Here is an 18,621-nt window from a genome sequence, read left to right on the forward strand (position 1 = left end):
ATGTCTGTGTCGACCACCCGGGAGGAACCCCATGGGCCAGCTGCTCAGAGTCCAGAACTTCATGGTCTCGTCCGACGGATTCGGTACGGGGGAGGGCCAGAGTCTGGAGCGTCCGTTCGGCCACGCGGATCCCGGGGCCCTGTTCGCCTGGGCGGGGGCCACGGCGAGCTGGCCCAATCGCACCGACCCCGGCGGCAGCCGCGGCCTCGACGACTACTTCACCCGGGACTTCTCCCACAACATCGGCGCCGAGATCATGGGCCGCAACAAGTTCGGGCCCCAGCGGGGTCCCTGGCAGGACCACGAGTGGCAGGGCTGGTGGGGTGACGAGCCGCCGTTCCACACGCCGGTGTTCGTCATGACGCACCACCCGCGTCCCTCGTTCACGCTGTCCGACACGACGTTCCACTTCGTCGACGGCGACCCGGCGAGTGTGCTGGCGCGGGCGAAGGAGGCGGCGGACGGCAAGGACGTCCGGCTCGGCGGCGGGGCCACCGTGGTCCGCGCGTTCCTCGACGCCGGTCTCGTCGACACCCTGCACGTCGCGGTGGCGCCGGTGGAGCTCGGTTCCGGGGTACGGCTCTGGGAGTCGCCCGACGAACTCCTCGACCGCTACCACCGCGACGTCGTACCCAGCCCGGGCGGCGCGGTGACCCACCACCTCTTCTGGCGGAAGTAGGGCGCCCTCGCCGCCCGCCTCGCCCTCCTCCCCGCCCTCGGGGGACGCCGAAGGGGGTGCCGTGCGGACACGGCACCCCCGGGTCGGGCTCAGCCGGTCAGCGGCAGCGCCGCCAGCTCCGCCACGGCCCACGTCAGGGGGAGGAAGACTGCCAGCAGCACGCCGGCGCGCATCAGGGCCGCCGAGCGGAGGACCGCGGGCGGGGCGCCGATGCGGAGGAGGGCCTCGGTGGTGTGGGCGCGGCTCTGCTTGGACTCCAGGGCCGCGGTGAGCAGCGTGGCCGTCGTGCAGGCCAGGATGAGGGCCGCGCCCAGGCCGGAGAGCGGGCCGAAGGCGCCGGGGCCGGTGCCCGCGTCGTCCAGGGCCGCCGCCGCGAGCGTTCCGGAGAGCACCGCGCTGACCACGCCCAGGGGGCGGCCGATACGGCGGGACTCGTCCATCAGGACGCGGCCCGCGAGCAGCCGGGCGGCGCCCGGCCGGACGGACTGGAGGAGGCGGCCGCAGCCGTGGACGAGGCCGGGGCCCACCATCGCGAGACCGGCGGCGGTGAGGACCCAGCCGGCCAGGACGCCGGCCGGGTTGCCGTCGAAGCGGCCCGGCAGCGGGAGCCCGGCGCCGCCGCCGCGGCCCGCGTACGTCTCCACGGCCAGGCCGACCGCGACCAGGGCGACTCCCCACGGCAGCCCGGACGGCACCGGCTTCTCCGCGCCCTCCGGTGCGGCGGGCGCGGTGCGCGGGCGCAGGGCGAGGCCCGCGGCCGTGGCCGCGACGACCGGGACGACGGCGAGCAGGGTGAGGGCGGCGGCGAGCGGGATCGGCTGGTCGGCGGCGAGGAGGTCGGCGGCCGCCCCGTCGAAGGGCAGGCCCGTGATGTCGCCGCGCAGGTGCAGGTAGAACAGCAGCGCGACCATGGAGCCGAGGGTGCAGGCGACGGCCGTGGACGCGGCGGCGATCGCCGTGAGGCGGGCCGGGCCGAGGCCGATCGCGGAGAGTCCCGGCCGCGGGCGGGTGCTGGGGTCCGTCCGGGCCACCGCGACCGCGAACTGGACGGTCGCGGCGAGCGGTAGGACGCACCAGAGCAGCCGCAGCACGGAGGCCGAGGACCGCTCGGGGTGCCCGACCGCGTATCCGAGGGTGCAGAGCAGGAGGAAGCCGACCCCCGCCGCCGCGACGGCGACGAGGAGCCGGCGCGTCTGGACGAGGGGGTGGGCCCCGCGGGCTAGACGGAGAGCGAGCACGCCGCGACGCCCTCCGCCCCTGACGCGGGGGGTACGGTGCCGACCCGGCGTCCGTCGAGGAGTGCGACCGAGCGGTCGGCGAGCGCCGCGACCTCCGGGTCGTGGGTGGCGAGGAGCACGGTGATGCCGTGCGAGCGGGCGGCGGCGGTCAGGGTGCGCAGGACCTGGGCGCCGTCGGCGCGGTGCAGGATCGCGGTGGGCTCGTCGGCGAACAGCACCGACGGGGTGGTGACCAGCGCGCGGGCGATCGCGATGCGCTGGCGCTCCGCGTGGGTGAGGGCGTGCGGGCGCTTGCGGGCGCACGCGCCGATGTCGAGGCGCTCGAGCCACTCCACGGCTGCGGTCCGCGCGGCCCGGTGGGAGGTGCCGCGGAGCAGCAGGGGCAGGGCGGTGTTCTCCCAGCCGGTGAGCTCGGGGACGAGGCCGGGCTCGGGGTCGATCCAGCCGAAGCGGTCGCGGCGGAGCCGTTCGCGGTCGGCGGGGCTGAGGGTGTGCACGGGGCTGCTGTTGAACCAGACCTCGCCCTGCTGGGCGAGCAGCTGGCCGGACAGGCACCGCATGAGGGTGGTCTTGCCGCTGCCGCGCGGGCCGACGACGGCGAGGATCTCGCCCTCGCGGACGCCGAGGGAGACGCCGCTGAGGGCGTCCGAACCGCCCAGGGCGCAGGTCAGGGAACGCGCCCAGAGCACGTCGTTGTCCGGTGGGGCCATCGCGTACACCTCGATGTCGGATCCGATCTGTGTCCCCCGTCCGGGGGAACGAAGGGACGGGCCTGTCGGTCACTGGGCACCGTAAGTATTCGGATCCGTTTGTACGGACAGCACGCGGCCCGGGCCGCCGCCATCCACTCGGATGGCGGCATGCCCGGGCCGGGGTCACGCCGTGAGGGCGGCGTGATGTCGTGTGCCTCGCGCGGCGGGGACCTTAGAGCTTGGTCCAGGCCTCGGTGAGCACCGAGCGCAGGATGCCTTCGATCTCGTCGAAGGTGCCCTGGTCGGCGATCAGCGGCGGGGCGAGCTGGATGACCGGGTCGCCACGGTCGTCGGCACGGCAGTACAGGCCGTTCTCGAAGAGCGCCTTGGAGAGGAAGCCGTACAGGACGCGCTCGGTCTCCTCGTCCGTGAAGGACTCCTTGGTGACCTTGTCCTTGACGAGCTCGATGCCGTAGAAGAAGCCGTTGCCGCGGACGTCGCCGACGATCGGGAGGTCGTGCAGCTTCTTCAGGGTGTCGAAGAAGTTGCCCTCCTGGTCGAGGACGTGCTGGTTCAGGCCTTCCTTGTCGAAGATGTCGAGGTTGGCGATGGCGACCGCCGACGACACCGGGTGGCCACCGAAGGTGTAGCCGTGGAGGAAGGTGTTGTCGCCCTTGTAGAAGGGCTCCGCGATGCGGTCCGAGACGATGCAGGCGCCGATCGGGGAGTAGCCCGAGGTCATGCCCTTGGCGCAGGTGATCATGTCCGGCACGTAGCCGAACTTGTCACAGGCGAACATCGTGCCGAGGCGGCCGAAGGCGCAGATCGTCTCGTCGGAGACGAGCAGCACGTCGTACTGGTCGCAGATCTCGCGGACGCGCTGGAAGTAGCCGGGCGGCGGCGGGAAGCAGCCACCGGCGTTCTGCACCGGCTCCAGGAAGACGGCCGCGACGGTCTCGGGGCCCTCGAAGAGGATCTGCTGCTCGATCTGGTCGGCGGCCCAGCGGCCGAAGGCCTCGGGGTCGTCGCCGTGGATCGGGGCGCGGTAGATGTTGGTGTTCGGCACCTTGTGCGCGCCGGGGACCAGCGGCTCGAAGGGGGCCTTCAGGGCCGGCAGGCCGGTGATGGACAGGGCGCCCTGCGGGGTGCCGTGGTAGGCGACCGCACGCGAGATGACCTTGTACTTGGTGTGCTTGCCCTGCAGCTTGAAGTACTGCTTGGCGAGCTTCCACGCGGTCTCGACGGCCTCGCCGCCACCGGTGGTGAAGAAGACCTTGTTCAGGTCGCCCGGCGCGTAGTCCGCGAGACGCTCGGCGAGCTCGACGGCCTTGGGGTGCGCGTACGACCACACGGGGAAGAACGCGAGCTCCTGGGCCTGCTTGTACGCGACCTCGGCCAGTTCCTTGCGGCCGTGTCCGGCGTTGACCACGAAGAGGCCCGCGAGACCGTCGAGGTAGCGCTTGCCCTTGTCGTCGAAGATGTAGGTGCCCTCACCACGCACGATGGTGGGAACGGGCGAGTTCTCGTACGACGACATGCGGGTGAAGTGCATCCACAGGTGGTCGTACGCGGTCTTTGACATGTCGCTTCGGGACTGGGTCACGATTATCGAGTTCCCCACATATAGGTCTGCTTCTTGAGCTTGAGGTAGACGAAGCTCTCGGTGGAGCGCACGCCGGGGAGGGTGCGGATGCGCTTGTTGATCACATCCAGCAGGTGGTCGTCGTCCTCGCAGACGATCTCCACCATCAGGTCGAAGGAGCCCGCGGTCATCACCACGTACTCGCATTCGGCCATGGCCGTCAGGGCTTCCGCAACCGGATCAAGGTCACCCTCGACGTTGATGCCGACCATCGCCTGCCGCCGGAATCCCACGGTGAGCGGGTCGGTGACGGCGACGATCTGCATGACGCCCTGGTCGAGCAGCTTCTGGACGCGCTGGCGCACGGCGGCCTCGGAGAGGCCCACGGCCTTGCCTATCGCCGCGTAGGGACGGCGACCGTCCTCCTGGAGCTGTTCGATGATCGCCAGGGAGACGGCGTCGATCGTCGGGGACGAACCGGTTCCGGTTCTGGGTTCTGTGCTTCGACTGGCCACGGGTTCACTGTGCACCGAGAATGTCGGTCTTGCAACCCCAGAGCGATGTAATTCGTTGTCGATCGGCTCGAAACTCACGGAATCCGAAGTTGGAGAGGGTTGGGCCTGTTGAAAGCGTCTGCCGAGCGACTAGGCTGAGGTGTCTCGCCCATCGGGACACCGCACAAGGACGTGCGACGACAGAACGTGACAGGAGGGGTGGCAAGTGACCACCGAGCTGCGCCGGCTGCGTAACTACATCAACGGGGAGTTCCGCGACGCGGCCGACGGCCGCACCATCGAGGTGGTCAACCCGGCCACCGGCGAGGTGTACGCCACCTCCCCGCTCTCGGGCCAGGCTGACGTCGACGCCGCGATGGAGGCCGCCGCGGCCGCCTTCCCCGCCTGGCGTGACAGCACCCCGTCCGAGCGCCAGAAGGCACTCCTCAAGATCGCCGACGCCTTCGAGGAGCGCGCCGAGGACCTGATCGCCGCCGAGGTCCAGAACACCGGAAAGCCCATCGCCCTCACGGCGAGCGAAGAGATCCCGCCGATGGTGGACCAGATCCGCTTCTTCGCCGGTGCCGCCCGGATGCTCGAGGGCCGCTCGGCCGGCGAGTACATGGAGGGCATGACCTCCATCGTCCGTCGCGAGCCGGTCGGCGTCTGCGCCCAGGTCGCGCCGTGGAACTACCCGATGATGATGGCCGTGTGGAAGTTCGCCCCGGCGCTCGCCGCGGGCAACACCGTCGTCCTCAAGCCCTCGGACACGACCCCCGCGTCGACCGTCCTGATGGCGGAGATCATCGGTCAGATCCTCCCCAAGGGCGTCTTCAACGTCGTCTGCGGCGACCGCGAGACGGGCAAGGCGATGGTCGAGCACCCGACCCCCGCCATGGCCTCCATCACCGGCTCCGTACGCGCCGGCATGCAGGTCGCCGAGTCGGCGGCCAAGGACGTCAAGCGCGTCCACCTCGAGCTGGGCGGCAAGGCCCCGGTCGTGGTCTTCGAGGACACCGACATCGACAAGGCCGTCGAGGACATCTCCGTCGCCGGCTTCTTCAACGCGGGCCAGGACTGTACGGCCGCGACCCGTGTCCTCGTGCACGAGTCCATCCACGACGAGTTCGTCGCCGCGCTCGCCAAGGCCGCCTCCGAGACCAAGACCGGTCAGCCGGACGACGAGGACGTGCTGTACGGCCCGCTCAACAACGCCAACCAGCTGAAGCAGGTCACCGGCTTCATCGACCGCCTCCCGGCGCACGCCAAGGTCCAGGCCGGCGGCCACCGGGTCGGCGACAAGGGCTACTTCTACGCCCCGACCGTCGTCTCCGGCCTCAAGCAGGACGACGAGATCGTGCAGAACGAGGTCTTCGGCCCCGTCATCACCGTCCAGTCGTTCACCGACGAGGCCCAGGCCCTGGAGTTCGCCAACGGCGTCGAGTACGCCCTCGCCTCCTCCGTCTGGACCAAGGACCACCAGCGCGCCATGCGCATGTCCAAGTCCCTCGACTTCGGCTGCGTGTGGATCAACACCCACATCCCGCTGGTCGCCGAGATGCCCCACGGCGGCTTCAAGAAGTCCGGCTACGGCAAGGACCTCTCCGGCTACGGCTTCGAGGACTACACGCGCATCAAGCACGTCATGACCTCCCTGGGCTGAACCACCGCCTGAACGCCACGCGGCCCCGGCACCCCGGTCGACAGGGTGTCGGGGCCGCGTCGCGTCGCTCGACGGAGCGTCCATTGCCCCGGCGCGCCGCCTGCCGCGATGCTGCACGGGTGAGAGCGACAGCCAGGAACAACATCTCCCGCCGGTCCCTGCTGCGCGGCATCGGCGGTGCCGGGGCCGCGAGTCTGCTCGCCGCCGGATGCGGGGTCCCCGCCGCCTACGTCGACGAGGGCGACCGGGCCGGCCGCGACCTCTCCGCCCGGGACCGGACGCTCGACTTCGCCAACTGGCCGCTGTACATCGACACCGATGACGAGGACGCCAGGAAGCGCCCGACGCTCGACGCCTTCAGGAAGCGCACCGGGATCTCCGTCCGGTACACCGAGGAGATCAACGACAACGACGAGTTCTTCGGCAAGATCAGCCCGTCCCTGATGAACCACCAGGAGACCGGCCGCGACCTGATCGTCGTCAGCGACTGGATGGCCGCCCGCTTCGTCCGCCTCGGCTGGGCCCAGGAGATGAACCGCGCCACCCAGCCGAACGTCACCGAGCACCTCGACCCGCAGCTCCGCTCGCCCGCCTTCGACCCGGGCCGGCTGCACAGCGTCCCCTGGCAGTCCGGGATCACCGGCATCGCGTACAACCGCAGGAAGCTCGGCCGGGAGCTCCGCTCCACCAAGGAGCTGTGGGCCGACGACCTGCGCGGCAAGGTCACCCTGCTGTCCGGGCTCGACGAGTCCTTCGCCCTGCTCATGATGGGCAGGGGGGTCGACGTCACCCGCTGGACCGGCGACGACTTCCACGCCCTGTGCGAGCAGATCGAGGGCCTCGTGAAGAAGCGGCACATCCGCCGCTTCACCGGCAACGACTACATCAAGGACCTGTCGACCGGCGACGTGCTGGCCTGTCAGGCGTACTCGGGCGACGTCATCCAACTCCAGGCCGACAACCCGGAGATCGAGTTCGTCGTCCCCGAGGAGGGCGCCGAACTGTGGGCCGAGTCCCTCATGATCCCCAACCTCGCGCACCACAAGGCCAACGCCGAGAAGCTCGTCGACTACTACTACGAGCCGGAGGTCGCCGCCGAACTCGCCGCCTGGGTCAACTACGTGTGCCCGGTGCCGGCCGCGCAGAAGGTCCTCGCGGACTCCGGCGACGAGGAGCTCGTGGCGCTCGCGGAGGACCCGCTGATCTTCCCGGACGCGGACATGCGGGGACGCCTCGCGATCGCCCGGGACATCACCGCGCGGGAGCGGCAGGACTTCACGAAGCGGTGGAACGCGATCGTCGGTCTGTGAGCCGCGCGGGGGCCGCCGCGGGAGTCGCACCCGCGGCGGCCCCCGTTTCTGAACGCGTTCAAGAGGGGCGTACGCTGCCCTCATGAGCGACTCGAACGGGCCGAGAGCCCTTCTCACGCGCATCCGCGTCTGGCTGATCGTCTTCGTCGTCTGCCTGGTCCTGAGCGGGATCACCGCGTTCCCGCTCGTCACCGAACTCCGGCTGCTTGACTCCGCGCTCGACGGCTGGGCGGCTCCCGTGGCCGACCTCCTCCCCGGACTCGCCGAGTGGATCGACCGGGTGCGGGGCGGCCTCGAGACCGCCGACGAGCAGGCCCCGTACCTGCTCTACGGCACCGACTGGCTCGCCTTCGCGCACCTCGTCATCGCGGTCGCCTTCTACGGCGTCCACCGCGATCCCGTCCGCAACATCTGGGTCGTCGAGTTCGGCATGATCGCCTGTGTCGGCATCATCCCGCTCGCCCTGATCTGCGGACCGATCCGGGGCATCCCCTTCTGGTGGTCGGTCATCGACATGTCCTTCGGCGTCATCGGGATCCTGCCGCTGCTCCACGTACGCCGGCTGATCAAGCGGCTCGAAGCCGCCGCGGCACCGGAGCCCGTGCCGGCCGGCGTCGGCCAGTCCGGCAGGCCGTACGCCGCTAGTCCGGCAGGCCGTACGCCGCGACCATGAGGTTCAGGGCGGTCGGGTTCATGTCCTGGCCCTTCGCGTCGGTGGAGTTGACGCTGTAGACGAGGGTGCGCGCGCCGTCGCGGGTGGAGGCGATGGCCGCGTTGTACCCCCAGCGGCCGCCGGTCTTGCCCCAGACCTCGCGGCCGCCGAGCCTCTTCATCGACAGGCCCGCGGAGTACGCCGCCGGATCCCCGGACTTCAGGTCCGCGACCTTCGGCAGCGTGAACATCTCCTCCAGGAGCGGCCCGCGCACCACCCGGCCCGCGAACAGCGCCCGGGTGAACCGCTCCAGATCGGCCGTGGTCGAGACGAGGTCACCGGCCGCCCAGCCGTCCGTCACCCCCCACACCGAGACGTCCCGCAGCCCGGTCGTCCCGTCGTCGAGCCGCATGGTCTGGTAGCCGTGGTTGTACGGGCCGGCCAGCTCGGCCGCCTCGCCCGGGAGACAGGTGTCCCGGAGGCCCAGTGGCCGCAGGATCCGCCGCTCCACCTGGTGCTCGTACCTGTCGCCCGTGACCCGCTCCACGATCAGACCGGCGATCGTGTACCCGATGTTGAGGTAGTGCTGCTTCGTGCCGGGCCGGAACTCGCGCGGCTTCGCCGTGGCCGAGCGGACCATGTCCTCCGGGCTGTGGACGTCGAAGCGATGGGCGTACCACTCCTCCACCGTGTCGCCGACGGCCAGTTCGGGGGCCGGGATGCCGTGCGTGTGGTTCAGGAGCTGGCGCACGGTCACCGTCGCGTACCGGCCGGGGATCAGCTCCGGCAGGTACGAGCGGGCCGTGCGGTCCAGGTCGATCCGGCGCTCGGACGCCAGCTGCAGGACCGTCGCGGCCGTGAAGACCTTCGTCACCGATCCGGCGCGGAAGCGGGCCGCCGGGTCCGCCGGGGCGCCGCTCACCAGGTCGTGGACCCCGGCACTTCCCCGCCAGGCACCCTCGGAGCCGCCGACCCGGACGAGCGCGGCCGTGGCGTCGGTCCGCGGGAGCCCGGCGATCACCGTGCTCAGGTCCGGGCTCGCCGGGTGGGCCGTCGCCCCGGTCACCGCAGGAGCCGCGACGGCGGACGGTGTCGCGTCGGCGGACGGCGTCGCGCCGGCCCTGGGCGCTTCGACGGCCCTGGGTGCCGCGAAGGCCGGGGTGAGCGCCGGGCCCGCCGCGACCCCCAGGACCAGGGCGGCGGCGAGCAGCGTGCGGGTGGACGTCCTCATGGTCAACTCCGGTGGTGTGAGCCGTTGTTCTCGATGGCTCCATCCTGCTGACCTGCGGCGATCGGCGGATCGCCCGCACCGGCGGTCTTCCGCCGGTCAGTTCCTCGCCGACCCGGGGGAGGGGGCCGGCCCCGCGCCTCCCCCGGGCGGGGGAGAGCCCGCCGCCACCAGACCCGTCTCGTACGCGCAGATCACCGCCTGGATGCGGTCCCGCAGACCGAGCTTGGCGAGCACGTTCCCCACATGGGTCTTCACCGTGTGGTCGCTGACCACCAGTTCCGCCGCGATCTCCGCGTTGGAGAGACCGCGCGCGAGGAGCAGCAGGGTCTCCCGCTCCCGTCCCGTCAGCACGTCGAGCCGGGGGTCGGGGGCGGTCCTGCGCGGACCACCCGCCGTGTACTCCTCCACCAGGCGGCGGGCCACGGAGGGCGCGAGCAGCGAGTCGCCCGCCGCCACCACCCGTACCGCGTGCACCAGATCGTCCCTGCGCACGTCCTTGAGGAGGAAGCCGCTCGCGCCCGCGTGCAGCGCCTCGTACACATACGCGTCGGTGTCGAAGGTCGTCAGGATCACCGTCCGGCAGCCGGTGCCCGCGCTGATCGCCCGGCAGGCCTCGATGCCGTCGGTGCCGGGCATCCTGATGTCGAGCAGCGCCACGTCCGGGGCGTGCCGGCGCACCGCCTCGACCGCCTCGGCCCCGTCCCCCGCCTCGGCCACGACCTCGATGTCCGGCTGCGCGTCGAGGATCATCGCGAAGCCGCTGCGGACCAGTTCCTGGTCGTCCGCGACCACCACCCGGATCGTCGTCATCTCCCCACCTCCGCCGTGGAGGGTACGGGGAGCAGGGCCCGCACCTCGAACCCCCGGCCGCCCGGTCCCGGGCCGGCCGTCACCGTCCCGCCGTGGGCGGCGGCCCGCTCCCGGATGCCGGTCAGGCCGTGGCCGCCGGAACCGCGCCCGGCTGGCCCCGGCGCGGGGCCGCGCCCGTCGTCCGTGACCGTGACCCGCAGGACCCCGTCGACGTGGGCGAGCCGGACGTCGGCCCGGCGGGCGTCCGCGTGCCTGACGACGTTCGTCAGGGCCTCCTGCACGATCCGGTAGGCGCTCGCGCCGGTCGCCGCGGGCAGCGCCCGCACCCCGCCCTCCGTCGCGTACTCCACGAGGAGGCCGCCGGACCTCACCCGCTCCACCAGCGCGGGGATCCCGGAGAGGTCCGGCTGGGGTTCGCGGGGCGGCGCCCCCTCGGGGCCCTCCCGCAGCAGCCCCAGCATCTGCCGCAACTGGGTCATCGCCTCGCGGCCCGTCTCCGAGATCGCCTCGAACGCGGCCTCCGCGCGCTCCGGCGCCGCCCGCACCGCCACCGGGCCCGCCTCGGCCTGCACGACCATCAGGCTCACCGCGTGCGACAGGATGTCGTGCATCTCCCGTGCGATCCGGGCCCGTTCGCGTGCGGCGGCCCGCTCCGCCTCGATCAGGTGCGCCCGCTGCCGGGCGTCCTGGAGCCGGCCGAAGACATAGGCGGCGCCGAACACGAAGAGCGAGAAGGTCAGTTCACGGGCCGACTGGGTGTTGAGCCACACCGAGACCGGCACCGCGACCGTCATCAGTCCCGCCGTCGTGAGCCGCTTCCACGCCGGCGAGTGCAGCGCGATCGTGTAGACGATGACGAGCCCGGTGTACGGCAGCGGCTGGCCCGGCCCTTCGAGCACCAGCTTGTAGAGCGCGCTCGCCGCCAGGATCGCCAGGAGTACGGCCACCGGCGCCCGTCGCCGCCAGACGAGCGGCACCACGGTGAGCGTGGTCAGGCCGTACGCGGCCCAGGTCGCCGGTTCGAGTTCGGGTCCGCGCGGCACCACGAACGGCATGGTCATCGCCGCCTGGACCAGCAGCGCGATCCCCAGGTCCACCGCCCACGGGTTCGCCGCGCCCCAGGCGCGCACCCGCTCCCACCGCCCGCGGAGCGCCTCCCGCCCGCGCGGCATCCCCCTCAGGACCATTACGGCTTGCGGCCCACCGCGCCGAACTGCGCCACCACGGGCGCCTCTTCGTCCGTCGCGCGCCAGCGCGAGCAGGAGAGGATGCCCGGCTCCAGGAGGTCGAGGCCGTCGAAGAAGGACGCGATCTCGGCGCGGCTGCGGGCGGTGATCGGCGGGGTCGCGTTCTCGTTCCAGAAGGCCATGGCCGCCTTGTTGCCCTCGCCGCCGAGCTCCGGCTCCAGGGTGGGGTGGGTGAGGACCAGGTGGCTGCCGGAGGGGACGGCGTCCATCAGGGCCCGGACGATCGTCCGGGCCTCGCCGGTGTCCAGGACGAAGTTGAGGATGCCGAGCATCATCACGGCCACCGGCCGGGAGAGGTCGAGCGTCGCACCGGCCGCCGCCAGGATCTTCTCCGGGTCGTGGGCGTCGGCGTCCACGTACTCGGTGACGCCCTCCGGCGCGCTGGTCAGGAGCGCGCGGGCGTGGGTGAGGACGATCGGGTCGTTGTCGACGTAGACGATCCGGGCGTCGGGCGCGGCCCGCTGGGCGACCTCGTGGGTGTTGTCGGCGGTCGGCAGACCCGTACCGATGTCGAGGAACTGGCGCATCCCGGCGTCGGCGGCGAGGAAGGTGACGGCGCGGCCGAGGAACGCCCGGTCCGCGCGGGCCACTTCGCCGATGCTCGGGTAGAAGCCGGTGACCTGGTCGCCGACCGCCCGGTCGACCGGGTAGTTGTCCTTGCCGCCCAGCCAGTAGTTCCACACCCGGGCGTTGTGGGCGATGTCGGTCCGGATCCGGTCGTTCATCCCTGGGCCTTTCGCAGGACGGCGGCGAGAGCGTCGACCCGGTTGGTGGTGATCGAGTCGACCCCGTTCCCGATCAGCTTACGCATGGTGCGGGAGGTGTCCGCCGTCCAGGCCGAGACGAGGAGACCGTCCCGGTGGACCCGGTCGGTCAGGGCCCGACTCACCAGGCCGAAGCGGTAGTTGAGCCAGCGGGGCCGGACCACGTCGAGCAGGATCGGACGGGGCGGCGCGAGCGAGGTCCAGGTGAGGGCGATCTCCGCGGCCGGGTCGGCGGCGCGCACCTGGAGCATGGCGACGGCCCCCGCGCAGTAGTAGACGCGCTCCCCGGCGCCGCACTCGCGGACCGTACGGACGATGGCGCGGACCGAGTTCTCGTCGCCGCCCGGCAGATCCAGCATCAGCCGCTTCTCCCCGGCGGTGAGCAGCGCCTCGCGCAGGGTCGGGACCGCGCCGTACGTCAGCTCCCCGACCTGCTCGTACGTGAGCGCGGAGAGCGGGCGGTCATGGCCCCAGAGGCGCTTCAGGGTGTCGTCGTGGAGGAGCACGGGCACCCCGTCCTTCGTCAGCCGCACGTCGACCTCGACCGCGTCCGCCCCCCGCTCGATCGCCGAGGCGATCGAGCCGAGGGTGTTCTCGCGGACGCGGTACGGGTCGCCGCGATGGCCCACGACGGTGACGGAGGCCGTGGCCTCGGCTGCGTGCGCGACGGCGGTCGGGTCCATGGCGGTGTCGGAGTCCATGGGCCCATTCTCGCCGTCGCGGGCGCCCGGGCCAGTCGTCAGCGCGCGAGCCAGGTGCCGGTGTACGTGTCGATCTCGGCGGCGATCCTGGCCTTCCCGGCCGGGTCGAGGAACGAGGCCTCCACCGCGTTCTTCGCGAGGGCGGCGACACCGCGCTCGTCGAGGCCGAGGAGCCGGGCGGCGACCGCGTACTCGTTGTTGAGGTCGGTGCCGAACATCGGCGGGTCGTCGCTGTTGACGGTGACGAGGACGCCGGCGTCCACCATCTGCCGGATCGGGTGCTCGTCCAGGGTGGCGACGGCCCGTGTGGCGATGTTCGAGGTCGGGCAGACCTCCAGCGCGATGCGGTGCTCCGCCAGGTGGGCGAGGAGCGCCGGGTCCTGGACCGAGCTGGTGCCGTGGCCGATGCGCTCGGCGCCCAGGTCGTTGATCGCGTCCCAGACCGTCTGCGGGCCGGTCGTCTCGCCCGCGTGCGGGACGGAGTGCAGGCCGGCCGCCCGCGCCCGGTCGAAGTACGGCTTGAACTGCGGGCGCGGCACGCCGATCTCCGGGCCGCCGAGGCCGAAGGAGACCAGGCCCTCGGGGCGCAGCCCGTCGGTGGTGGCGAGACGGGCGGTCTCCTCCGCGGAGGCCAGGCCGGCCTCGCCCGGGATGTCGAAGCACCAGCGCAGGATGGTGCCGAACTCGGCTTCGGCGGCCTTGCGGGCGTCCTCGATGGCGGCCATGAAGGCGCGCTCGTCGATGCCCCGGCGGGTGGAGGAGTAGGGGGTGATGGTCAGCTCGGCGTACCGGATGTTCTGCCGTGCCATGTCACGGGCGACCTCGAAGGTCAGCAGCCGGACGTCCTCGGGGGTGCGGACCAGGTCGACGACCGAGAGGTAGACGTCGATGAAGTGTGCGAAGTCGGTGAACGTGAAGTAGTCGGTCAGCGCCTCCGGGTCCGTGGGGACCTTGGAGTCGGGGTGCCGGGCGGCGAGCTCGGCGACGATCCGGGGCGAGGCGGAGCCGACGTGGTGGACGTGCAGCTCTGCCTTGGGCAGGCCCGCGATGAAGGGATGGAGATCGGTCATCCCGTCATCGTAGGCCGGACGGTTACCCCTCAGGGGTGAGGCCGTAGCATGGCGGGACCATGATGGGGGAGGCCCATGTCTGACAACCAAGACCAGTCGCAGGGCGGGTACGACCCGACGGACCCGTGGGCTCCGCCGAACCGCGACGGGGTGGAACTGAGCAAGCCGACGACTCCGTCGCCGGTGCACGACCAGCAGACCGTCACGTCCTTTCCGCTGGCGCAGCCCGGCCCCACCGACGTGCCGCCGCCACCGGTCGCACCCGGCGGTCCTGCGGCGACGCCCGGCGCGTACGGCTACCCGGCGGCGGACACGTCCGGCGGATACGGGTACCCGTCGGCGGTGACCCCGCCGCCCGCCCCGGCGGGCTCCGGGTACGGCTATCCCGGCTACCCGTCGCCCGGCGGCTACCCCGGCCAGACCGGCTGGCAGCAGTCCCCGTCGAACGGCATGGGGACGGCCTCGATGGTGCTCGGCATCATCTCGGTGGCGGGCTTCTGCCTGTGGGGCCTGGGCGCGATCCTCGGCATCCTGGCGCTGATCTTCGGCATCATCGGCCTGAAGAAGGCCGGCCGGGGCGAGGCGACCAACCGGGGCATGGCCGTCGCGGGCATCGTCCTCGGCGCGATCGGCACCCTGGTCAGCGCCGTCTTCCTCGGCTTCATCATCTGGGCGGCCACACAGGACTCGTCGTCCTTCGACGACTCCGGCTACGAGGACCCGTTCGCGTCGAGCCTGGTGGTCGAGAGCGGCAGCCGTTGATCCACGGTCACCCCGGGTGACACCGGTCGAGGGCCCCGCACCCGGTGAGGTGCGGGGCCCTCGTCGTCCCGCCGGCGCGAGGCGCGTGCCTCGGCGCGACGCACACACGCCCCGACGCAGCGGGCCCGGCGCGGCCGCACGCGCGCGCCTCGGCGCGACTCACGCGCCCTGGCGCAGCCGCTCCCGTGCCTCCATGAGGGCGAAGCCCAGGAGGTTGTCGCCGCGCCAGCTCGCCGGGTCGTGGGCGCGCGGGTCGTCGGCGGCCAGACCGATGCCCCAGACCCGGTCCACCGGGCTCGCCTCCACCAGGACCCGGGTGCCGGTGCCGAGGAGGTAGCCGCGCAGGGCCTCGTCCGAGGAGAACTTGCGGACGCTGCCCTCGACGACGATCCCGTACCGCTCCCGCGCCCACACCGTCTCGTCGAAGCCGCGGACGAGCCGGCCCGCCTTCTTGGCCTCGGCCGGGGTACGCGCGGACAGCGCGGCCCGCTCCGCCTCGGCGTCCTCGAAGAGCCGGGCCTTGGCCGCCATCATCCAGTGCTCGGCCGTCGCGTACGAGACGCCGTCGACCACGAAGGGTGCCGGCCACCACTGGCTGAGACAGCTCGCCGAGAGTCGCCCGTCCGGGTGCGGACGGTGACCCCAGAAGTGCAGCCACTTGACCCGGTCACCCCGGTTGACCTGCTGTATCAGAGACTCGCGCTCGCTCATGCACGCGAGTGTGGCATCCGCCACGGACACTTAGTACGGAGATAATCCGGCCGCCTCGACACATGGTCGACCGATTCCGTCGCGTAACCAAAAGGCAACAACGGAATCACTTGTTGGGCCATCATCCCTCTGTCAGGATCGGCACTCAATTCGAGCTGGAACAACGGAGAGCGTCATGGGCAACCGCTTCCAGGTGACGGACCGCTTCGCGGACGGCGCACAGTACATCGGCGGGCGGCTCCGCGCCGGAACCTCCGGTCAGGAACACAGCGTGATCGATCCGGCGACCGGGGAGAGCGTGTACACCTACACCCTCGCCTCCACCGCCGACGTGGACGAGGCCGTCGCCGCGGCCAAGGCCGCCTTCCCCGGCTGGGCCGGCGCCACCCCGGGCGAGCGCTCCGACGCGCTCCACCGCTTCGCCGGCGTCCTCGCCGAGTGGGCGGAGGACTTCGCCCGCGTCGAGTCCCTCCAGTGCGGCAAGCCGCTCAAGCTCACCACCGAGTTCGACGTGCCCGGCACCGTCGACAACGCCGCCTTCTTCGCGGGGGCGGCCCGCCACCTCCAGGGCCAGTCCGCCGCCGAGTACAGCGGCGACCACACCTCGTACATCCGCCGCGAACCCATCGGCGTCGTCGGCTCCATCGCCCCCTGGAACTACCCGCTCCAGATGGCCGCCTGGAAGATCCTCCCGGCCATCGCCGCCGGCAACACGATCGTCCTCAAGCCCGCCGAGCTCACACCGCTCACCTCCCTGATGTTCGCCCAGGCGGCGAAGGAGGCCGGCATCCCCGACGGTGTGGTGAACATCGTCAACGGCGCCGGGCGGACCGTCGGCGAACACCTCGTCGGCCACCCCGACGTCGTCATGACCTCCTTCACCGGCTCCACGCCCGTCGGCAAGCGGGTCGCCGAGATCGCCACCGCCACCGTGAAGCGCCTCCACCTCGAACTCGGCGGCAAGGCCCCCTTCGTGGTCTTCGACGACGCCGACCTGGAGGCCGCCGCCCACGGCGCCGTCGCCGCCTCCCTCATCAACAGCGGCCAGGACTGCACCGCCGCCACGCGCGCTTACGTCCAGCGACCGCTCTTCGACGCGTTCGTCGCGCGCGTCGCCGAACTGATGGAGACCGTCCGGCTCGGCGACCCCTTCGACCCGGCCACCGACCTCGGCCCGCTCGTCAGCCACCGCCACCGCGACGCCGTCGCCGGCTTCGTCGAGCGGGCCCGCGGCTACGCCACCGTCGTGACCGGCGGAGAAGCCCCTGGCGGAGACCTCAAGGACGGTGCGTACTATCGTCCGACCCTGATCACCGGCGCCTCGCAGGACAGCGAGGTCGTGCAGTCGGAGATCTTCGGCCCGGTCCTGGTGGCCCTGCCCTTCGACAGCGACGACGAGGGCATCCGGCTCGCCAACGACACCCCGTACGGCCTGGCCGCCTCGGCCTGGAGCCGGGACGTCTACCGGGCCAACCGCGCCACCCGGGAGATCAAGGCCGGCTGCGTCTGGGTCAACGACCACATCCCAATCATCAGCGAGATGCCCCACGGCGGCACCAAGGCATCGGGCTACGGGAAGGACATGTCGGCCTACTCCTTCGAGGAGTACACGCAGGTCAAGCATGTGATGTTCGACAACACCGCGGTCGCCGCGAAGGACTGGCACCGCACGATCTTCGGGGACCGATAGCCATCTGCCGCCGGACCAGCGGCACACTCACCCTCCCGAAAGGGCACAGCGCATGGAGCAGTACGAGCCCGACAGCCTCTCCGCCGCGCAGACGGCGGCGATACGTCGCAGCCTGACGAGCGGCCGGGGCGCCCTCACCCGCCGTTCGATGCTGCGCGCGGGCGGCGTCGGCGCGCTCACCGTCGGAGGCCTCGCGTCCCTCAGCGCCTGCGGCATCCCGCCGGCCAAGCGGGAGGGCCAGGGGCCCGCCTCCACCGACGTGTCGGCCAAGGAGAAGACCCTCGCCTTCTCCAACTGGACCGAGTACATGGACGTCAGCGAGGACGAGAAGTCCCGCCCGACGCTGGAGGCGTTCGCGAAGCGCACCGGGATCAAGGTCAAGTACACCGAGGACATCAACGACAACGTCGAGTTCTTCGGCAAGATCAAGCCGCAGCTCGCGGCCGGCCAGGACACCGGCCGCGACCTGATCTGCGTCACCGACTGGCTCGCCGCCCGGATGATCCGGCTCGGCTGGGTCCAGAAGCTCGACGCGTCGAACCTCCCCCACGCGTACGCGAACCTCTCCGCCCAGTTCCGCAGCCCCGACTGGGACCCCGGCCGCGCCTACTCGTACCCGTGGACCGGCATCTCCACGGTCATCGCGTACAACGCCAAGGCGACCGGCGGGAAGAAGGTCGACTCGGTCACCCAGCTCCTCGACGACCCGTCGCTCAAGGGCCGGGTCGGCTTCCTCACCGAGATGCGCGACTCCGTCGGCATGACGCTGCTCGACCTCGGCAAGGACCCCGGCGACTTCACCGACGCCGACTACGACGCGGCGATCGGGCGCCTCCAGAAGGGCGTCGACAAGAAGCAGATCCGCCGCTTCACCGGCAACGACTACACCTCCGACCTGGACAAGGGCGACATCGCGGCCTGTCTCGCCTGGGCCGGCGACATCATCCAGCTCCAGGCGGACAACCCGGACATCAAGTTCTCCATCCCGTCCGCCGGCTACATCACCTCCAGCGACAACCTGCTCGTCCCCGCCCAGGCCCGGCACAAGACCAACGCCGAGAAGCTCATCGACTACTACTACGAGCTTCCCGTCGCCGCCCAGCTCGCCGCGTACATCAACTACGTGTGCCCCGTCGACGGGGTGAAGGACGAGCTCGCGAAGATCGACCCCGAACTCGCGAACAACACGCTGATCCTCCCGGACAAGGCCATGGCCAAGAAGTCGCACGCCTTCCGCTCGCTCACCAGCGCGGAGGAGACGGCGTACGAGGAGAAGTTCGCCAAGCTCATCGGCGCCTGAGGCCCCCGTCGTCCACCTCTCTCAC

The 18,621-nt window shown here is 71.6% G+C and carries 18 protein-coding genes; 7 read left to right on the forward strand and 11 right to left on the reverse strand.

Features of this window, described 5'->3' with window-relative positions:
- The first annotated feature begins 31 nt into the window (after positions 1–31).
- Entirely contained in the window at positions 32–679 is a 648-nt protein-coding gene (locus tag AMK27_RS26435; protein WP_073912954.1) for a dihydrofolate reductase family protein, read from the forward strand.
- Positions 680–768: 89 nt separating this feature from the next.
- On the opposite strand, the gene AMK27_RS26440 is transcribed toward AMK27_RS26435, so the two are convergent.
- From AMK27_RS26440 to AMK27_RS26455, 4 genes are all read right to left on the reverse strand, one after another.
- Entirely contained in the window at positions 769–1,917 is a 1,149-nt protein-coding gene (locus AMK27_RS26440; RefSeq protein WP_073912957.1) for a hypothetical protein, read from the reverse strand.
- On the reverse strand, positions 1,899–2,627 hold the full coding sequence (locus tag AMK27_RS26445) for an ABC transporter ATP-binding protein (protein ID WP_073912962.1): 729 nt from the start codon (positions 2,625–2,627) through the stop codon (positions 1,899–1,901). The genes AMK27_RS26440 and AMK27_RS26445 overlap by 19 nt, the downstream gene beginning before the upstream one ends.
- Before the next feature lie 214 nt (positions 2,628–2,841).
- Positions 2,842–4,212: an aspartate aminotransferase family protein gene (locus tag AMK27_RS26450; RefSeq protein ID WP_376316781.1), complete on the reverse strand. Its 1,371-nt coding sequence runs from the start codon at positions 4,210–4,212 to the stop codon at positions 2,842–2,844.
- A 2-nt stretch (positions 4,213–4,214) separates the two neighbouring features.
- Positions 4,215–4,721 carry an Lrp/AsnC family transcriptional regulator gene (locus AMK27_RS26455; protein ID WP_073912969.1) on the reverse strand — a complete coding sequence of 169 codons (507 nt, stop codon included), beginning with the start codon at positions 4,719–4,721 and terminating at the stop codon, positions 4,215–4,217.
- A gap of 190 nt (positions 4,722–4,911) precedes the next feature.
- On the opposite strand from AMK27_RS26455, the gene AMK27_RS26460 reads away from it, so the two are divergent.
- From AMK27_RS26460 to AMK27_RS26470, 3 genes are all read left to right on the forward strand, one after another.
- Positions 4,912–6,348, forward strand: coding sequence for a gamma-aminobutyraldehyde dehydrogenase (locus AMK27_RS26460; RefSeq protein WP_073912972.1), 1,437 nt, complete (start codon positions 4,912–4,914; stop codon positions 6,346–6,348).
- Positions 6,349–6,491: 143 nt separating this feature from the next.
- A complete protein-coding gene (locus tag AMK27_RS26465) occupies positions 6,492–7,658 on the forward strand; it encodes a polyamine ABC transporter substrate-binding protein (RefSeq protein WP_073913265.1) in 1,167 nt (388 codons plus the stop codon).
- Positions 7,659–7,740: 82 nt separating this feature from the next.
- A complete protein-coding gene (locus AMK27_RS26470; RefSeq protein WP_073912975.1) occupies positions 7,741–8,331 on the forward strand; it encodes a hypothetical protein in 591 nt (196 codons plus the stop codon).
- On the opposite strand, the gene AMK27_RS26475 is transcribed toward AMK27_RS26470, so the two are convergent.
- The 6 genes from AMK27_RS26475 to AMK27_RS26500 all read right to left on the reverse strand — a co-directional run bounded on the left by AMK27_RS26475 (position 8,300) and on the right by AMK27_RS26500 (position 14,133).
- Positions 8,300–9,541 (reverse strand): serine hydrolase domain-containing protein, encoded by a 1,242-nt coding sequence (locus AMK27_RS26475; RefSeq protein ID WP_073912978.1) that lies wholly within the window; start codon positions 9,539–9,541, stop codon positions 8,300–8,302. The two genes, AMK27_RS26470 and AMK27_RS26475, sit on opposite strands and share 32 nt — an antisense overlap.
- A gap of 96 nt (positions 9,542–9,637) precedes the next feature.
- Positions 9,638–10,351 carry a response regulator gene (locus tag AMK27_RS26480; protein ID WP_073912981.1) on the reverse strand — a complete coding sequence of 238 codons (714 nt, stop codon included), beginning with the start codon at positions 10,349–10,351 and terminating at the stop codon, positions 9,638–9,640.
- The gene (locus AMK27_RS26485) at positions 10,348–11,523 is read right to left on the reverse strand and encodes a sensor histidine kinase (RefSeq protein WP_073912984.1); all 1,176 of its coding nucleotides are present in this window, start codon (positions 11,521–11,523) and stop codon (positions 10,348–10,350) included. Before AMK27_RS26485 ends, AMK27_RS26480 begins: the two co-directional genes overlap by 4 nt.
- Positions 11,524–11,537: 14 nt before the next feature.
- On the reverse strand, positions 11,538–12,323 hold the full coding sequence (locus AMK27_RS26490) for an SAM-dependent methyltransferase (RefSeq protein WP_073912986.1): 786 nt from the start codon (positions 12,321–12,323) through the stop codon (positions 11,538–11,540).
- Positions 12,320–13,045 (reverse strand): glycerophosphodiester phosphodiesterase, encoded by a 726-nt coding sequence (locus AMK27_RS26495; protein WP_073913267.1) that lies wholly within the window; start codon positions 13,043–13,045, stop codon positions 12,320–12,322. The genes AMK27_RS26490 and AMK27_RS26495 overlap by 4 nt, the downstream gene beginning before the upstream one ends.
- 56 nt (positions 13,046–13,101) lie before the next feature.
- Entirely contained in the window at positions 13,102–14,133 is a 1,032-nt protein-coding gene (locus AMK27_RS26500) for an adenosine deaminase (protein ID WP_073912989.1), read from the reverse strand.
- A 75-nt stretch (positions 14,134–14,208) separates the two neighbouring features.
- Here AMK27_RS26500 and AMK27_RS26505 point away from each other — a divergent pair, with 75 nt between their 5' ends.
- Positions 14,209–14,895: a DUF4190 domain-containing protein gene (locus tag AMK27_RS26505; RefSeq protein WP_073912992.1), complete on the forward strand. Its 687-nt coding sequence runs from the start codon at positions 14,209–14,211 to the stop codon at positions 14,893–14,895.
- 159 nt (positions 14,896–15,054) lie between these two features.
- Here the strand turns inward: AMK27_RS26505 and AMK27_RS26510 are convergent, their stop codons facing one another.
- Positions 15,055–15,606, reverse strand: coding sequence for an NADAR family protein (locus AMK27_RS26510; protein WP_073912995.1), 552 nt, complete (start codon positions 15,604–15,606; stop codon positions 15,055–15,057).
- Positions 15,607–15,781: 175 nt separating this feature from the next.
- On the opposite strand from AMK27_RS26510, the gene AMK27_RS26515 reads away from it, so the two are divergent.
- Entirely contained in the window at positions 15,782–17,296 is a 1,515-nt protein-coding gene (locus tag AMK27_RS26515; RefSeq protein WP_073912998.1) for a gamma-aminobutyraldehyde dehydrogenase, read from the forward strand.
- Positions 17,297–17,348: 52 nt separating this feature from the next.
- Positions 17,349–18,596: an ABC transporter substrate-binding protein gene (locus AMK27_RS26520; protein ID WP_073913001.1), complete on the forward strand. Its 1,248-nt coding sequence runs from the start codon at positions 17,349–17,351 to the stop codon at positions 18,594–18,596.
- Positions 18,597–18,621 lie beyond the last annotated feature (25 nt).

It is taken from the genome of Streptomyces sp. CB02009 (assembly GCF_001905825.1).
Classification (GTDB): domain Bacteria; phylum Actinomycetota; class Actinomycetes; order Streptomycetales; family Streptomycetaceae; genus Streptomyces.

What these genes read in the sequence shown, in the direction of transcription:
- AMK27_RS26485 (WP_073912984.1), bottom strand. Translation starts at nt 11,523, where the DNA reads ATGCCGCGCGGGCGGGAGGCGCTCCGCGGGCGGTGGGAGCGGGTGCGC.
- AMK27_RS26490 (WP_073912986.1), bottom strand. Translation starts at nt 12,323, where the DNA reads ATGAACGACCGGATCCGGACCGACATCGCCCACAACGCCCGGGTGTGG.
- AMK27_RS26435 (WP_073912954.1), top strand. Translation starts at nt 32, where the DNA reads ATGGGCCAGCTGCTCAGAGTCCAGAACTTCATGGTCTCGTCCGACGGA.
- AMK27_RS26515 (WP_073912998.1), top strand. Translation starts at nt 15,782, where the DNA reads ATGGGCAACCGCTTCCAGGTGACGGACCGCTTCGCGGACGGCGCACAG.
- AMK27_RS26495 (WP_073913267.1), bottom strand. Translation starts at nt 13,045, where the DNA reads ATGGACCCGACCGCCGTCGCGCACGCAGCCGAGGCCACGGCCTCCGTC.
- AMK27_RS26475 (WP_073912978.1), bottom strand. Translation starts at nt 9,541, where the DNA reads ATGAGGACGTCCACCCGCACGCTGCTCGCCGCCGCCCTGGTCCTGGGG.
- AMK27_RS26470 (WP_073912975.1), top strand. Translation starts at nt 7,741, where the DNA reads ATGAGCGACTCGAACGGGCCGAGAGCCCTTCTCACGCGCATCCGCGTC.
- AMK27_RS26500 (WP_073912989.1), bottom strand. Translation starts at nt 14,133, where the DNA reads ATGACCGATCTCCATCCCTTCATCGCGGGCCTGCCCAAGGCAGAGCTG.
- AMK27_RS26480 (WP_073912981.1), bottom strand. Translation starts at nt 10,351, where the DNA reads ATGACGACGATCCGGGTGGTGGTCGCGGACGACCAGGAACTGGTCCGC.
- AMK27_RS26520 (WP_073913001.1), top strand. Translation starts at nt 17,349, where the DNA reads ATGGAGCAGTACGAGCCCGACAGCCTCTCCGCCGCGCAGACGGCGGCG.
- AMK27_RS26445 (WP_073912962.1), bottom strand. Translation starts at nt 2,627, where the DNA reads ATGGCCCCACCGGACAACGACGTGCTCTGGGCGCGTTCCCTGACCTGC.
- AMK27_RS26505 (WP_073912992.1), top strand. Translation starts at nt 14,209, where the DNA reads ATGTCTGACAACCAAGACCAGTCGCAGGGCGGGTACGACCCGACGGAC.
- AMK27_RS26510 (WP_073912995.1), bottom strand. Translation starts at nt 15,606, where the DNA reads ATGAGCGAGCGCGAGTCTCTGATACAGCAGGTCAACCGGGGTGACCGG.